The sequence below is a fragment of the Sideroxyarcus emersonii genome, from assembly GCF_021654335.1.
Classification (GTDB): Bacteria; Pseudomonadota; Gammaproteobacteria; order Burkholderiales; family Gallionellaceae; genus Sideroxyarcus; species Sideroxyarcus emersonii.
This window is the reverse complement of sequence record NZ_AP023423.1, coordinates 1,174,649-1,190,870: the sequence shown is the minus strand read 5'-3', so window position 1 is coordinate 1,190,870 and position 16,222 is coordinate 1,174,649. Positions and strand designations below refer to the sequence as shown.

The following is a 16,222-nucleotide window of genomic DNA, read 5'->3' as shown; positions in this document are numbered from 1 at the left end:
CATGATCCCGTTTCTCTCATCCGGATTGCCGAACTCCAGCCTGCCGATTGTCGACGGTAGCGCACAGCCGTTCGAGCATCTGCTCGATTTCAAGACCTTTGCCTCATTGCGGCGCATGGTATCGAACCAGAAAAGCAAACCGCTGGTCAAGCGCGCCGATTTCATGAAACAGGTCACCCTGTACCTGCCCGAGGTCGCTGCGCGCATCGAAGAAAGCGACTTCGGCATCGTGCATCTGGAAGTCGGAGCCATGAAGCTGGTCGCCCGGGATGCCATCGTTGCTCGCGATCACGTCGCCATACGCAGATATCTGAGCCTGATCGCCGACCTGTTCGAGCGGGCCGATGCCGAACTCTATGATGCGATCCGCATCTCTTTTCTGGAAGCCCTGTTCCTGGGCGAAACCTCCATTGTTTATATGGAGGCCCGCCACATGCTCTCGCGGCCGATGGAAAATGTGCTGAGACAGGCGGAGGCGCGCTTGGAAAAATCGCGCACTGCCACGCTGTAACAGCCCAGTCATTACCCAGTACAAAAGAAACGCCCCGGTGCTTGCGCGCCGGGGCGTTGTGATTCATGGAATGCTAGATGGAAGATACGACCGACGTGAAGACCGGCAATGCAATGATGGCCATGACCACATCGATAATCCCCCATCGAATAAATTCAGTCACATCTTCATATGTTCGTTTCATTTCACACCTTTCCGCTTTAATGCAATATCCAGAAAGCCACTCAATCAGTGGCAAACCATCCGACTTTAATAGCCGATGGAAGTTCCCGGATATTGCCCGCTTTCATTTCAAGACTGGCCTGCTTGTCCATGCAGAATTCCGGCATGAAAATGCCCCGGAACATACGCTCCGGGGCATGTGAAATTCCTACCCAACTTAACTGGCAGCGCCGATGGAAGTGAATACCGGCAATGCAACGATGAATGCCATGACGGCCGCCACCACCCAACGTACGAACTTCGCTGCCTCTTGATATGCTTTTTTCATCTGACACCTCTCAAGTTGATGTCCTGCCGACATCAGCAGAACACAAAATAAGACCGTAGTAGTTGATAAAAGTTCCGGGTTATCGGCCATGCCGCCTGCGCCATTTCCATACTACAAACAGGCGCCAGACCAGACGCACCGCGACGTAACCGATGAACGCAAGGGCAACCGCCAGCAACGGCAGGCCGACCAGCAAGGGTTTGCCCAGCGCCACCAACCAGGCCCACAGTTGAGAAAATCCATCGTTCCAATGCAATTCCGGAAAAGCGGGTACCGCAGCAACATGCGATGAGCCGCTCACCCAGACGCCGATCTCATAGGCCAGCAGATACAAAGGCACGATGGTGAACGGGTTGGTGTACAGCGTGGTAAAGGCCGACACCGGCAGGTTGACGCGAAACAGCACCGCCAACAGCATGGCAGAGATGATCTGCAGCGGCCCCGGGATCAGCCCGCAGAACAGACCGATCGCCACACCGCCAGCCACCGAGCGCCGATGCAGGTGCCACAGGTTGGGGTGATGCAGCCAATGCTGCACGGGTCGCAGCCAGCGCATGCGCCGGATGGTGTCGTGGTCGGGCAATCGTTCGCGGAAGTATCTTCGCATGGGTGGATTCTATGTTTTTGCGGTACGCTATGCACTATGGTTGCGTTCTCACTTTTTTTCACCCTTGGCGTTTGGTATCTGCAGCAGCAAGCCGCATTACCCGTACTCCCCGTCTATTGGCCTCTTGCCGCGCTCGTATTGCTGCTTCCGCGTGCACAACGCAAGGAGCTGGCCTTTGCCCGCCGTACCGCCGTGCTGTTGTGCGCTGCGCTATTGGGTTTCTGCTATTCCGCCTGGATAGCGCAGCTCCGCCTGTCGGATCAGCTGCCCGACGAATGGCAGGGAAAGAACATCGTGATCACCGGCGTGGTCGCCGAGATGCCCCGTGAACATGAACGCGGCCTGCGTTTCGCGTTCGATGTGGATGGTGTGCAGACAGCGGGGGCGCATGTCCCGCGCCATATCCAGCTATCCACCTACGACGAGGACAGCAACGACCCGCTGGAATTGAATGCGGGCGAACGCTGGCAACTCAGCGTGCGCCTGAAACAGCCGCATGGCTCCAGCAATCCGTACAACTTCGATTTCGAGGCCTGGGCCCTGGAACGCAACATCCGCGCCATCGGCTATGTCTATGCCAAAGGCGACAACCGGATACTGGCGGAACAAACCTCCAGCCCGGCCTATCTGGTGCAACACCTGCGCGAGACTGTACGTTCCCATTTCCAGAAAACGCTGGGCGAAGCGCCATATGCAGGGGTGCTGGCGGCTCTGGCCGTTGGCGACCAGTCCGGCATCTCGCAGGACGAATGGCTGTTGTTCACACGCACCGGCGTCAACCACCTGATGAGCATCTCGGGCCTGCATATCACGATGCTTGCCGGCCTGGTCTTCGCCATCACCTTCTGGGTGTGGCGGCGCAGCACCCGCCTTACGCTGTGGTTCCCCGCGCGCAAGGCCGCCGCACTGGCAGGACTGGCCGCAGCGCTCTTCTACACGCTGGTGTCCGGCTATGAAGTCCCGGCGCAACGCACGCTGTACATGGTGGCGACCTGCACCGCGATGCTGCTGCTCTCGCGCACCTTTTCATTGTCGCAACTGCTGTCCGCAGCACTGATGGTGGTATTGCTGGCCGATCCGTGGTCGGTATTGTCGCCGGGATTCTGGCTGTCGTTCGGCGCAGTCGCCTTGATTTTCTATGTTACCGGCAACCGCCTGAAGAAACAGCACTGGCTGAAAGAATACGGCAAGGTGCAATGGGCGATGATGATCGGGTTGATTCCCCCGCTGCTCGCACTGTTCCAGCAGCTCTCGCTGGTCGCACCGGTCGCCAACGCCTTCGCCATCCCGCTGGTGAGTTTCGTGGTGGTGCCGCTCACCCTGCTCGGCACCCTGCCGCCGTTCGAATGGATGCTTTACGTCGCGCACGAGGCCATGGTCTTGTGCATGTACCTGCTCCAGATGCTGGACCAGCTGCCCTATGTAGTGTGGGCGCAACATGCACCGCCTGCCTGGACCGTCGTTGCCGGCATCGGCGGCGCACTGTGGATGCTCGCTCCACGCGGCTTCCCCATGCGCCCGCTGGGTGCTTTGCTGTTGCTGCCGATGTTCCTGGTCGCGCCGCAGCAGCCAGCGGCAGGCAGCGCCCGGCTGGTCGTGTTCGACGTGGGACAGGGTTTGTCCGTTTCGGTGCAGACGCATGCCCATGCGCTGCTCTACGACACCGGGCCCGATTTCTCCGGCGAAGCGGACAGCGGCAGCCGTATCCTGCTCCCCGCCTTGCGCGGCATGGGGATCGCGCAGCTGGATACGCTCGTGCTGTCGCATGACGATGTCGACCACATAGGCGGAACCAAATCCGTATTGCTTGGCATCCCGGTCACCAATGTCGTCTCGTCGTTGCCGAATCGCCATCCCGAGCTTCAGTTCGCCGCCCATAACGAGGCATGTGCGGATGGACAATCGTGGGAGTGGGACGGCGTGCGCTTCGAGATGCTCCACCCGGCCGCCGCGCATGCAGTGCAAGCAGCCGAGCACGACAACGAACGCAGCTGTGTGCTGCGCATCGGTACCGGGCAACATAGCGTATTGCTCACCGCCGACATCGAGAAACTTTCCGAGTCGCGACTGCTGAAGCTTCATCCGGACGCCCTGCCCGCCACATTCCTGGTCGTCCCGCATCACGGCAGCAAGAGCTCGTCCTCGCCGGCGTTCGTGGATGCGGTACATCCGCGTTATGCGATGTTCACCTCAGGCTACCTCAACCGGTTCGGACATCCCAAAGACGAGATCGTGGAACGCTATCGCGCGGCGGGCAGCCAGATCCTGCGTTCGGATGAGGATGGCGCGGTCAGCATCAGCATGGATGCGCAGGACTTCAAGGTGGAACGCTATCGCGCCAGCCACGCCCGCTACTGGCAGCAAGGGATCAGGCCAGCCGTGGCGGGTTCCTGACGAACGCCATAACGGCATCGGCCGCCAGCGGCCGCGCATAGAAATAGCCCTGTATCTCGTCGCAACCGCGTATGCGCAGGAAATCCAGCTGCTCCTGCGTCTCCACGCCTTCGGCGATCACACGCAGATTGAGTCGATGCCCCAGGCTGATGATGGAGCGGATGATGGCGGCATCGCCCTCGTCGGTCTCGATGTCGCGAATGAACGACTGATCGATCTTGAGCTTGTTCACCGGCAGCATCTTCAGGTAATTCAGGCTGGAAAAACCGGTGCCGAAATCGTCGATGGACAACTGCACCCCCAGCGCCTGCATCTCGTTCAGAAAACGCATCGCCACCTGGTTATCGCCCATCATGATGCCTTCCGTGATCTCCAGTTCAAGGCAACGGGGTTCCAGGCCGGTCTCCTGCAATATCGACCTGACCATATCCCCCAGTATCGGCTGGCGCAGCTGGCGGATCGACAGGTTCACCGCCATGCTCAGGTCCGGCAGTCCGGCCTTGCGCCATTCCGCCATCTGCGTGCAGGCGGTGCGCAGCACCCATTCGCCGATCGCGGTGATCTGCCCCGTCTCTTCCGCCACCGGGATGAATTCGGCCGGCGAGACCAGTCCCTTGACCGGATGCTGCCAGCGGATCAGCGCCTCGATGCCGCGCAAGGTGCCGCTCGCCAGGTCGGCCTGCGGCTGGTATTGCAGGAACAGCTCGCCGCGCTCCAGCGCCAGGCGCAGGTCCTTTTCCATGGAGAACAGCAGGTCGACACGGAAATTCATTTCCGGTGCGAAGATTTGCGAATTGTTGCGCCCTTCTTCCTTGGCGCGGTACATCGCCATATCGGCATTCTTGATCAGCGTATCGGCGTCCTGCGAATGATCCGGATAGATGCTGATGCCGATGCTGGCCTGCGTGGAAATGACCTGCCCATCCAGATCGTAAGGTGCCGCCAAGGCCGATAAAAGCTTCTGCGCCACCAGCGAAGCCGCGCTCTCGCCCGCTTCGCGCAGCAGCACGATGAACTCGTCGCCCCCGAGGCGCGCGACCGTGTCGCCTTCGCGCACGCATTCCTGGATGCGCAGGGCGACCGACTGCAACAGGCGGTCGCCGACCGAATGCCCCATCGAGTCGTTGATGTATTTGAACCGGTCCAGATCCAGGAACATCAGCGCGAACTGCTGCTTGTCGCGGTGCGAGATGGCGATCATCTGTCCCAGGCGGTCGCGCAGCAAGGTGCGGTTGGGAAGTCCGGTCAGCACATCGTAGTAGGCAAGGAAATGGATGTTCTTTTCCGCCTCCGTCTGCTCCGTGGTGTCTCGCGCGATGGAGATGTAGTTCACCACTTCGCCGTGCTGGTCGCGCACCGCAGTGATCGACATCCATTTCGGATAGACTCGTCCGCTCTTGTGCCGATCCCAGATCTCGCCCTGCCAGTAGCCATGGTTGTTGATCTCATCCCACATGACGCGATAGAACTCGGCGTCGTGACGGCCTGATGCCAGCATGCGCGGGTTCTTGCCCACGATCTCTTCGGAACGGTATCCGCTCATCGCGATGAACGCATGGTTCACGGCAACGACGTTGGCCCGTTCGTCGGTGATCAGGATGGCCTCGCCGCTGCTTTCGAACACCCTTGCCGCCAGGCGCAGCGCAGCTTCCTCTTTCTTGCGCTGACTGATGTCGCGGGCGAACCCGGTGGTGCCGATCGGCTCGCCGCTCTTGCCGATGATGGGCGCCTTGAAAGTTTCGACCCAATTTTCGCGACCGTTATCCAGCGATATCTCTTCCACCAGGTTCTGGCGCCGGCTGCGCACGACCTCCAAATCGTTCGCCCGGTACTTTGCTGCCAGCTCTGCAGGCCACAGGTCGTAGTCCGTCTTGCCCAACACCTCGTCCATCTCTGCACGTCCGGTACTCCTGAGGAACGCCTGGTTGACTGCGACGAAACGCCCTTCCTGGTCTTTCAGCCATGCCAGGTAAGGTATGTTGTCCAGCATGGCGCTGAGGCTGGCCTTGCTGTCCAGCAGCGCCAGTTCGGTGCGGTTGCGCTGTGCGTTCAACACCCCCACACTGAGCGAAGTCAGGCCGAGCAGCAGGTTGTACAGCCAGACGAAATTGACCAGCTCTTCCATATTGGCGGCACGCAGATCATTGAGTACCAGCAGGCCCAGTATCGAACTGAGGAAGATCAGCAACAACGCCCCGCTGACGCAACGCAGGTCGAAATTCAAGGCGATCCAGATCAGCAGCGGGAAAAACAGGCCGAATTCCAGCATCCGGCCAGGCAGGTCAAGGAACAATATCCAGCAGGCGATCAGCAGCACGACGGCGATCAGCGCAGCGCGGCGCATGCGTTCCGCCGTCCAGGCAAAGGGCTCGCCACGAGCCCAGGCGAGGATGGTCACGGTAAACAGCGAAACGCCCAGCGCATCGCCCATCCACCAGTACTGCGCGGTATGCAGGAAATCCTGCCACGATCCCCCGGTCGCCAGCTTGATCCACCATGCGCCATTGAGCGCCGCCACCAGGGTGCTGAGCAGCGCCCCCAGCACGAACAACTGCGCCACGTCGCGCAAGGTATGCAGGCGCTGGTCGAAACCGCAACGATGGCGCAGCAGGTAATAGCCCAGCAACCCGCTCAGGGCATTGCCGCAGGCAATCGCGCACACATGCGACAGCGGCAGGCCGATCCACAACGTGGCGAAGAACTCGCCGATCGCGATCGCCGGAAACAGCCGCCAGCCGAATAGCAGCAAGGCGGCCAGCGCAATCCCGGCGGGCGGCCAGAACAGCGTGACGGTATCGTGCACCAGCGCCAGTGCCAGGCCGATCTGCGCGGCAAAAAAATAAACCGCACTGAGTACCGCGATATGCAGTACGACAGTACGGTTGTAACCGGCAACGAAGCGAGGTTGGTGTATCAGCTGAGTGCCTTGATGATGTCTTCGACGACCTTCTTCGCATCGCCGAAGATCATCATGGTCTTGTCCAGATAGAACAGGTCGTTATCCAGGCCCGCATAACCGGTTGCCATGGAGCGCTTGACCACCAGCACGGTGCGCGCCTTGTGCGCCTCGAGGATGGGCATGCCGTAAATCGGGCTGGATTTGTCGTTCTTGGCCGCAGGATTCACCACGTCGTTGGCGCCGATCACCAGCACCACATCGGTATCGGCGAACTCGTTGTTGATCTCGTCCATCTCCACGACCTGGTCGTAAGGCACTTCCGCCTCGGCCAGCAGCACGTTCATGTGGCCAGGCATGCGTCCGGCCACCGGATGGATGGCGTAACGGACGTTCACGCCTTTTTCGGTCAGCAAATGCGACATCTCGTTGATGGCATGCTGCGCACGCGCCACCGCCAGGCCATAGCCGGGGACGATGATGACGGAGCTGGCATTGCTCATCAGGAACCCTGCATCTTCGGCGCTGCCGCTACGGTAAGTCCGCTGCACCGCATCGCCGCTCTCCGCCACCGCGCCCTCGCCGCCGAAGCCGCCGAGGATCACGTTGAGGAACGCACGGTTCATCGCCTTGCACATGATGTAGGAGAGGATCGCACCCGAGCTGCCCACCAGCGAACCGGCGATGATCAGCATGTTGTTGTTGAGGGTGAAACCGATGCCTGCCGCCGCCCAGCCGGAATAGGAGTTCAGCATCGACACCACCACCGGCATGTCGGCACCGCCGATCGGGATGATGATCAATACGCCGAGCAGCAAGGCGATCGCGGTCATCAGCAGGAATGGCGTCCAGCCCGGATTCATGAAGAACACCACGCCGAAGCCGATCGCGGCAAGCCCCAGCCCCAGGTTCAGCCAGTGCTGGCCGGCGAAACGCACCGGCTTGCCGGACAGGCGCCCGGACAATTTGCCGAAAGCGATGATGGAACCGGTAAAGGTGATCGCACCGACAAAAGTACCAATGAACAATTCGATGCGATTGCTGGCATGCAGCATCTCGCCCGGCAGCGCGATGCCGTAAGCGACCGGATTGTTGAACGCGGACATCGCGATCAGCACTGCCGCCAGGCCGACCAGCGAGTGCATCGCCGCCACCAGTTCCGGCATCGCAGTCATTTCGATGCGCTTGGCAACCACCGCGCCGATGCTGCCGCCGACGGCAATCGCGATCAGGATGTAGACCCAGTTATGCGTCAGGCTCAACGTGGTCAGCACGGCGATCGCCATGCCGATCATGCCGAACATGTTGCCGCGCCGTGCCGAAATCGGCGAGCTCAGCCCTTTCAGCGTCAGGATGAACAGGACAGCCGCAACAAGATAGGCCAGTGCAACGGAATTTGCAGACATGCTTATTTACCTTTCTTCTTGAACATGTCCAGCATGCGCTGGGTCACCAGGAAGCCGCCGAACACGTTGACAGCCGCCAGCATCACCGCGACCAATCCCAGCACGGTGCCGACATCGAGTTCCTTGGGGCCGGCAGCCAGCATCGCACCGACGATGATGATGCCGGACACCGCATTGGTCACGGCCATCAGCGGCGTATGCAGCGCCGGGGTAACGTTCCATACCACGTGGTAACCGACGAAGATCGCCAGTATGAACACGGTGAGGTTGAGAACAACGGGATCCACTCCACTCATTGCATGCTCCTTATTTGGTAACGACCGAGCCGTCGATCGCGATCAGCGAACCGGCGATGATGTCGTCTTCACGATTGATGTTGATGGCGCCGCCATTCTTGGGGTCGCACAACAGGTTGAGGAAATTGAGCAGGTTGCGCGCATACAGCGCCGATGCGTCCGCCGCCACCGAGCCCGCCAGGTTGGGATCCCCGACCAGCGTCACCCCGTGCTTCACCACCGTCTTGTTGAGCTCGGTGAGCGGGCAATTGCCGCCTGCCTCCGCAGCCAGGTCCACGATCACCGATCCCGGCTTCATCGATTTGACCATCTCTTCGGTGACCAGCACCGGTGCGGGACGCCCCGGAATCAGTGCCGTGGTGATGACCACATCGGCCAGCGCCACTCGTTTGGCGACCTCCGCCTTCTGGCGATCCATCCAGCTCTGCGGCATCGGCTTGGCATAGCCGCCCACCCCTTGCGCGGCTTCGCGCTCTTCATCGGTCTCATAAGGCACGTCGATGAATTTCGCCCCCAGCGACTCCACCTGCTCCTTCACAGCCGGGCGCACATCGGACGCCTCGATCACCGCCCCCAGACGTTTTGCCGTAGCGATGGCCTGCAAACCGGCCACGCCAACCCCCAGCACCACCACGCGCGCGGCCTTGACCGTACCGGCAGCCGTCATCAGCATGGGGAAGAAACGTTTATAGAGGCTCGCCGCGACGATCACCGCCTTGTAGCCGGCAATATTGGCCTGCGACGACAGCACATCCATGGCTTGCGCGCGCGAGGTGCGAGGCAACCGCTCCATGGCAAAGGCGGCGATACCCTGTTTTGCATAGGCAGCCACCTGATCCGCCTGGTGCGGAGCAAGCAGTCCGATCAATACGGCGCCCTTGTTCATCCGGGCAAGCTCGTCGGCAGCGGGCGCCCTGACCTTGAGCACGATCTCCGACTGCGCATAGATGTCCGATGCACCCGCCAGTTTTGCGCCGGCTGCCTCGAATTCGGCATCGGGGATGCTCGCACCCGCTCCGGCCCCCGTCTGAACCGTAACCTGATGGCCGGCCGCCAGCATCTTCTTCACCGTTTCCGGCGTAGCCGCGACCCGTGTCTCGCCTGCATGAATTTCCGCAGGAATCCCTATACGCATGAAGCCCTCCTGTTAACGTGCTGCTGCCAAACGCCCAAAAATCGGCGAATTTATTCGGCCGCGATTATATACGAGCTTGTTGCCCAGTCGCACTGCATTGTTGGCGCACAAACAAAACGGGACCCGGTTCCCCAGGCCCCGTCGATGTGGTTGTTTGCCCGGATTATTTTGCCGGTGCTGGCGCCGGGGTGGCCGGTGCGCTGGTACCCGATTTGGCCTTGCCGTGCTGGCTACCGTCACAGGCGAACACGCCACCAGAAATGGAAACACCGAACACTACCAGCATTGCGATCACTGCTTTCTTCATCATCGATCTCCTTGATTCATACACTGACATACGCGGCCCGGCACACCTGTCTGGCCACCACGAAACAACGTTCCCATCCTGCGCTTATTTGCCCGTTACCGTCAAGAAAGAAAGCCTGGTCACGCCCGCCTTCTGCGCCATCGCCATGACCTGGGCCACGCGGCCGTAATTCACGGCTTCGTCCGCCTGGATCTGCAGCTGGAATTGCGGATCGCCGGCGCGGCTTTTCAACAACTCCGCCAACCCCTGGTCGCTCAGGTGCGCAGATTCAAGCGAGACATCGCCACGAGCATCGATGGCCAGGCTGATTTTCTGCAGCTTGTCGTCATGCGCCACCGCTTCTGTTCTGGGCAGGCTGACCTTGAGCGATTGCGGCGCCAGCAAGGGGGCGGTGACGATGAACACCACGAGCAACACCAGCATGACGTCGACCAGCGGCGTGACGTTGATCTCGCTCATCATGCTGTCTTCCTGGAATGAGTTGCCGAATGCCATGATCACCTCACAGTTTGTAGTCGTGCTTCTGCGCGAGGCGCAGGAAATCGTGGGCAAAATTTTCCAGATCGGTCACGTGGACCTTGAGACGGCGCAGGAAGAAGTTGTAGGCCAGCACGGCAGGCAATGCCGTGGCGATGCCGATCGCGGTGGCGATCAGTGCCTCGCCGATGGGGCCGGCCACCACATCCAGCGAGGCGGAGCCGCTTTTGCCGATGTCCTGCAGCGCATGCATGATGCCCCACACCGTGCCGAACAGCCCGACGAAGGGAGCCGTGGAGCCGATGGTCGCCAGTTCCGCCAGACCGCGCTCGTGGTAGCGCTGGATATTCTGCAACTGCTGGCGCAACATGCGTTCCAGCACATCGTGCGGCGCCCCCAGATGCTTCAGGTCCTGCTGCGTCGCATCCAGCGCGCGCAGTTCGGCAAATCCGGCTTGTGCCAGACGGGCGATATCGCCCCGGCTGCCATGGGCGACCTTCTCCGCCTCGCCCCACTCGCGTACCGCCCAGAAGCGTTCGTTGAACTCCCGGTCATGCTGCTTTGCCTGCCACTGCTTCCACAATTTGAACAAGGCGATGGACCACGTCACGATCGACAACAGGATCAGCAACGCCAGGGTCGCCGAGACGATGGGCGAGTTGACTGGAAACAGATTGTTCATTCGGCATTACCCTCTAACGAGAACTTGATCGGGACCAGGAACCATTGCGTCACCGGCTGCCCCAGACGGCGTGCGGGCGTAAAGCGCCACATTCTCACCGTCTGCAGCGCAGCATTGTCCAGCATCTCGTGACCGCAGCTTTGATGCAGCAAGACCTGGCCAGCCTTGCCCTCTGCCAGCACTTCGACATTCAGGACCACCTTGCCGTGATATCCCATCCGCCTGGCCAGCAGCGGATACGGCGGGCGCGGGTTGTTGAGATAGTCGGCCCGATAATCCGGCTCCGCATCCAGCACCACCGGGGAAGGCGGGGTGACATCCTGCACGGCAGGCTGCGGCGGCTCCTTCACTGCAGGCGCTTGGACAGGAAGCGCGACGGCATCGTGTTGTTCGGGTTTGGGCATCGGCTTCGGTCGCGGCGCAACCTCGGCCTGCGGCAGTTGCATGCTGGCAAACGAGATCGACATCTCGTTGACCTGCACCGCCGGCGCTGCCGGATGCGTCCAGTAGGCCGCGATCAGCAGCCCATGCAGCAAGACCACCAGGCCGACCACCGTCATCCGCTCCAACATGGGAGAACGTTCCGGCAAAGAGGGAATGGGACAGGGCGCAGCCATCGGGGATTTCGACAGAATTCAATAACCGATATCGTACCAGTGCCAATACAAGGTGGCCAATCGCAAATATGGTCGACTGCGAAGATTCGTCGAGATGCGGAGCACGAACGCCTCCGCCCATCCGCTATAATCCTTGCCCATGTCTTCCATCCAGTTACTCCCCGACCTGCTCATCAACCAGATCGCCGCCGGCGAGGTGATCGAACGCCCAGCCTCGGCGCTGAAGGAGTTGCTGGAAAACAGCCTGGATGCCGGCGCCACCGACATCGCGGTGCAACTGGAGGCCGGCGGCATCAAACGGCTGGTGGTACGCGACAACGGCGGCGGCATCGCCAAGGAACAACTGCCGCTGGCGCTGATGCGCCATGCCACCAGCAAGATCGCCTCGCTCGACGACCTGCAGCGCGTCGCCAGCATGGGTTTTCGCGGCGAGGCGCTGGCCAGCATGGCCGCCGTGGCACAAGTCACACTGACCAGCCGCAACGCCAACGCTGCCCATGCCTGGAAGATCGAGGCGGCGGACGGTACGCAAAGCGGCGCCGCGCCTGCGGCACACCCGCAAGGCACCAGCGTCGAGATGCGCGAGCTGTATTTCAATACACCCGCGCGGCGCAAGTTCCTGAAGAGCGAGAGTACCGAATACGCCTGGTGCGAAGAAACCTTCAAACGTATCGCGCTGTCGCGGCCGGATGTGGCGTTCTCGCTGCAGCATAACGGCAAGAGCATCTGGCAACTGCCCAGGCACGACCTGGCACAGCGCATCACCGCCATCCTCGGCGCAGAATTCGGCCAGCACGCCGTCAATGTGGAACGCCAGATCGGCGCACTGCACCTCTACGGCATCGCCGCCCTGCCCGCCTATTCGCGCTCCACCCGCGACGAGCAATATTTTTTCGTCAACGGCCGTTTCGTGCGCGACAAGGTGCTGATGCACGCCGTGCGCCAGGCCTATCAGGACATCCTGCACCACCAGCGCCATCCGGCCTTCGTGCTGTTCCTCGACATGCCACCGGAACAGGTGGACGTGAACGTGCACCCAGCCAAGAGCGAAGTGCGCTTCCGCGAAAGCCAGGGTATCCACCAGTTCGTGTTCCATGCGTTGCAGGATGCGTTGAGTGCACCGATGGCCGCCGTTGAAGAAACCGCCAACCCCGCTTCGTCACCCCAGCGAAAGCCGGAGTCCGGTTTTCCGGAAAATGCGCTGGATTCCGGCTTTCGCCGGAATGACGGGATGCAGCAGACAATGGCTTTCAATGCAGCACAGCCACAAGCCGCCTACAAACTATGGGAAGAAGCTGCCGTGGTGCGCGAGCAGGAAGCCTCCATACCGCAGCCGGAAACTCATCCATTGGGATTCGCATTAGGACAGTTGTCCGGCATCTACATCCTTGCCCAGAACCAGCAAGGCCTCATCGTGGTGGACATGCACGCCGCACATGAACGCATCGTGTACGAAAGACTGAAGACCGCCTTCGACGCGCAGCAGATGCCGACCCAGCCGCTGCTGATCCCGGTCACCTTCACTGCCGAAGCGCTGGACATCGCTACCGCCGAAGAAGAACAGGAAGCGCTGCACCAGCTCGGCTTCGACATCGCTCCCATCTCCACCAACACGCTGGCGGTACGCGCCATGCCCGCCATGCTCAAGCAATCGCATGCCGAGACCGCCGCGCGCGAAGTGCTGCACGAACTGCGCGACTTCGGCGCATCCCGCGCACTCACCGAACGGCGCAACGAACTGCTCGCCACCCTGGCCTGCCATTCCGCCGTGCGCGCCAACCAGCAGCTTAGCCTTCCCGAGATGAACGCCATCCTGCGCGAAATGGAACAGACCGAACGTGCCGACCAGTGCAACCATGGCCGGCCGACCTGGTTCCAGGTCACGCTGGCGGAACTGGATGCGATGTTCATGCGCGGAAAATGATCGGGGAGCACATTGAAAGCGAGTGCAAAAAACAATGAAACAACAGATGTCGAGTCGGAAACCCTGATTCGGAAATTACACCTGATTTCCCGCAATTCCGGTGTCGGGTTTATTGCGACCGCATCTTCTTCCCTGATCCTGGTCGCCGCCGCAATCCAGTCAAACCATTTCACCATCTGGATCATCTGGTGGCTGGCGCTCCTGCTCGTTTCGACAATTCGGCTGGGCATGGCGCGCCGCTTCTTTCATGATGAAGCCGCACACGCTGTGGACGCGACAGCCTGGTCGAGCCGATACACGATACTGGTTGTGGCTTTGGGCGCATTGTGGGCCATGGGAATCCTGGGTTTCAGTTTCGGCGCAAGCGCGAACGAGCGTTTCCTGGCAGCTCTTGTAGCAGCAGCCATGTCGGCCGCGGCAATTTCCACACTCGCACCGCGCATCCGGCTTTACCGGATTTACGCTGCCCCCATGATCATTTCGGTCGCTCTGGCTTCATTCCTTTCAGCCACACAATTGTTTGACTGGATATTCGGTGTTATTGCCCTGATCTATCTGTATGGCGTGAACAGCAGCGCCACCTACCTCAACGATACCTTGACCAAATCAATCAGGCTGACTAATGAACTTCAAATTGCCAGCATGGTGTACCAGGCAATAGGCGATGCCGTACTCATTACGGATACGCATGGAATCGTCGTCGCATGCAACGCGGCTTTTAAAAAAATGAGCGGATACGAACTCAACGAAATCATCGCCATGAACGCACAGGAATTCAATTCTGGCCGCAACGACCGCTCTGTCCACAAGCAGATGTGGGAGGCACTCGCCACATCTGGTCATTGGCAGGGCGAAATATACAACCGGCGCAAGAATGGCGAGGAATATCTGAAGTGGCTGACCATCAATACGATCCACGATGACCAGGGCAATCCATTCCGTTACGTGGGCCTTTACTCCGACGTCACAGACCAGAAGCGGGCCGAGGAAATGGCATGGAAGCATGCAAACTACGACACGCTAACCTCGTTGCCGAACCGCAGATTGTTCCGTGACCGGCTGGAACAGGAAATCAAGAAGGAGCGTCGCGACCATTCTGGCATCGCGCTGCTCATCGTCGACCTGGACAAGTTCAACGAAGTGAACGATACGCTGGGCCATTCGTATGGCGACCTGCTGCTGCTCGAAGCCACCAGCCGGATCATGCCCTGTGTGCGCATGGCGGACACGGTGGCCCGAACGGGGGGAGACGAGTTCTCGATCATCTTGCCCGATTTCCCGGATGCCGAACACGTGGTGCGCGTCGCGGAAACCATCGTTCAAAAGCTGAGAGAGCCCTTCAAGCTGGATGGAGAGGGCGCATATATCTCGGCCAGCATCGGAATTGCCTATTTCCCAACGGACGCAGAAGACGCGGGAGAATTGATCAAGAATGCCGACCGGGCGATGTTCTCAGCCAAGAAGGCGGGTGGAGATCGTTACGAATTCTTCACCAACGCGATGCAGGAAACTGCGTTGTTGCACCGCAGGCTGACCAATGACCTTCGTGTGGCTGTCAGCGAAGGCCAGCTGCGCCTGGTGTTCCAGCCTATCGTCCGCCTGCAGGATGGGCGCATCGCAAAAGCCGAAGCATTGCTGCGCTGGGAACATCCCGAACTTGGAACCATCAGTCCGGTCGAGTTCATTCCGCTGGCCGAGGAATCCGGCCTGATCATCGAAATCGGGGATTGGGTTTTCCGCGAAGCGGCGATGCGCGCAAAGCAATGGAGCGACAAATTCAGGAGCAACATACAGATCAGCATCAACAAGTCTTCTGTCCAGTTTCACAGCATTGCGTACGCGAACGGGTGGATCGATTATCTTTGGGAAATCGGCTTGCCCGGCGAATGCATCGTGATCGAAATCACAGAAAGCCTGATCCTGAACTCAAACCCGCTCATCGCCGCCCAGCTGGCCATATACCGTGCGGCGGGCATCCAGATATCCATAGACGACTTCGGCACTGGCTATTCTTCCCTTTCCTACCTGAAGAAGTTCGACGCAGATTTCCTGAAGATTGATCAATCCTTCGTGCGCGATATCGAAAATGACCCCAGTGATCTTGCGCTATCCGAGGCAATCATCGTCATGGCGCACAAGCTCGGCATACAGGTCATTGCGGAAGGAGTGGAAACGGAACGGCAAAGCGCCATCTTGCTGGAAGCGGGGTGCGACTACGGGCAGGGTTACCTGTTTTCCATACCGGTGCCTGCGGCGGATTTTGAAAAACTGCTCGAAAAACAATCAGCGGCTTCTGGTGAATAAATGGCTGCACCGTATGGAATGACTCGCCGGCCGGTGCAACTATGGCCGGCCGACCTGGTTCCAGGTCACGCTGGCGGAACTGGATGCGATGTTCATGCGTGGAAAGTAAATTGCCAACCTCTCCTGCCCGAATTGGGTAGCAAGGTGCCCAATCCGGGTATATAAAACCAGACACC

General features: G+C 60.1%; 14 protein-coding genes. 5 read left to right on the top strand and 9 right to left on the bottom strand.

What is annotated here, in order from left to right; all coding sequences use genetic code 11:
* Window position 1 precedes the first annotated feature (1 nt).
* Together L6418_RS05790 and L6418_RS05785 are read left to right on the top strand one after the other, a co-directional pair.
* Entirely contained in the window at window positions 2-511 is a 510-nt protein-coding gene (locus tag L6418_RS05790; RefSeq protein WP_237248526.1) for a hypothetical protein, read from the top strand.
* A 77-nt stretch (window positions 512-588) separates the two neighbouring features.
* On the top strand, window positions 589-876 hold the full coding sequence (locus L6418_RS05785; RefSeq protein ID WP_237248525.1) for a hypothetical protein: 288 nt from the start codon (window positions 589-591) through the stop codon (window positions 874-876).
* A 204-nt stretch (window positions 877-1,080) separates the two neighbouring features.
* Here the strand turns inward: L6418_RS05785 and L6418_RS05780 are convergent, their stop codons facing one another.
* Window positions 1,081-1,608, bottom strand: a complete 528-nt coding sequence (locus L6418_RS05780; RefSeq protein ID WP_237248524.1) for a DUF2062 domain-containing protein — start codon at window positions 1,606-1,608, stop codon at window positions 1,081-1,083.
* A gap of 36 nt (window positions 1,609-1,644) precedes the next feature.
* On the opposite strand from L6418_RS05780, the gene L6418_RS05775 reads away from it, so the two are divergent.
* Window positions 1,645-4,002 (top strand): DNA internalization-related competence protein ComEC/Rec2, encoded by a 2,358-nt coding sequence (locus tag L6418_RS05775; protein WP_269807834.1) that lies wholly within the window; start codon window positions 1,645-1,647, stop codon window positions 4,000-4,002.
* Here the strand turns inward: L6418_RS05775 and L6418_RS05770 are convergent.
* From L6418_RS05770 to L6418_RS05735, 8 genes are all read right to left on the bottom strand, one after another.
* Window positions 3,977-6,865: an EAL domain-containing protein gene (locus L6418_RS05770; protein WP_269807842.1), complete on the bottom strand. Its 2,889-nt coding sequence runs from the start codon at window positions 6,863-6,865 to the stop codon at window positions 3,977-3,979. The genes L6418_RS05775 and L6418_RS05770 overlap by 26 nt on opposite strands.
* A 50-nt stretch (window positions 6,866-6,915) precedes the next feature.
* A complete protein-coding gene (locus tag L6418_RS05765) occupies window positions 6,916-8,304 on the bottom strand; it encodes an NAD(P)(+) transhydrogenase (Re/Si-specific) subunit beta (protein WP_237248521.1) in 1,389 nt (462 codons plus the stop codon).
* Window positions 8,305-8,306: 2 nt separating this feature from the next.
* Window positions 8,307-8,600, bottom strand: a complete 294-nt coding sequence (locus L6418_RS05760) for an NAD(P) transhydrogenase subunit alpha (protein ID WP_237248520.1) — start codon at window positions 8,598-8,600, stop codon at window positions 8,307-8,309.
* 10 nt (window positions 8,601-8,610) lie between these two features.
* Window positions 8,611-9,735 (bottom strand): Re/Si-specific NAD(P)(+) transhydrogenase subunit alpha, encoded by a 1,125-nt coding sequence (locus tag L6418_RS05755; RefSeq protein ID WP_237248519.1) that lies wholly within the window; start codon window positions 9,733-9,735, stop codon window positions 8,611-8,613.
* A 163-nt stretch (window positions 9,736-9,898) separates the two neighbouring features.
* A complete protein-coding gene (locus L6418_RS05750) occupies window positions 9,899-10,045 on the bottom strand; it encodes a hypothetical protein (protein ID WP_237248518.1) in 147 nt (48 codons plus the stop codon).
* Window positions 10,046-10,126: 81 nt separating this feature from the next.
* Window positions 10,127-10,537, bottom strand: a complete 411-nt coding sequence (locus L6418_RS05745; RefSeq protein ID WP_237248517.1) for a biopolymer transporter ExbD — start codon at window positions 10,535-10,537, stop codon at window positions 10,127-10,129.
* A gap of 7 nt (window positions 10,538-10,544) precedes the next feature.
* Window positions 10,545-11,201, bottom strand: coding sequence for a MotA/TolQ/ExbB proton channel family protein (locus L6418_RS05740; protein ID WP_237248516.1), 657 nt, complete (start codon window positions 11,199-11,201; stop codon window positions 10,545-10,547).
* Window positions 11,198-11,773 (bottom strand): energy transducer TonB, encoded by a 576-nt coding sequence (locus L6418_RS05735; protein ID WP_237248515.1) that lies wholly within the window; start codon window positions 11,771-11,773, stop codon window positions 11,198-11,200. The genes L6418_RS05740 and L6418_RS05735 overlap by 4 nt, the downstream gene beginning before the upstream one ends.
* A gap of 184 nt (window positions 11,774-11,957) precedes the next feature.
* Here L6418_RS05735 and mutL point away from each other — a divergent pair, with 184 nt between their 5' ends.
* Both mutL and L6418_RS05725 read left to right on the top strand, forming a co-directional pair.
* Complete coding sequence (gene mutL, locus L6418_RS05730) at window positions 11,958-13,742, top strand: DNA mismatch repair endonuclease MutL (protein WP_237248514.1); 1,785 nt, start codon at window positions 11,958-11,960, stop codon at window positions 13,740-13,742.
* Window positions 13,743-13,754: 12 nt separating this feature from the next.
* Window positions 13,755-16,046, top strand: coding sequence for a bifunctional diguanylate cyclase/phosphodiesterase (locus tag L6418_RS05725; protein WP_237248513.1), 2,292 nt, complete (start codon window positions 13,755-13,757; stop codon window positions 16,044-16,046).
* Window positions 16,047-16,222 lie beyond the last annotated feature (176 nt).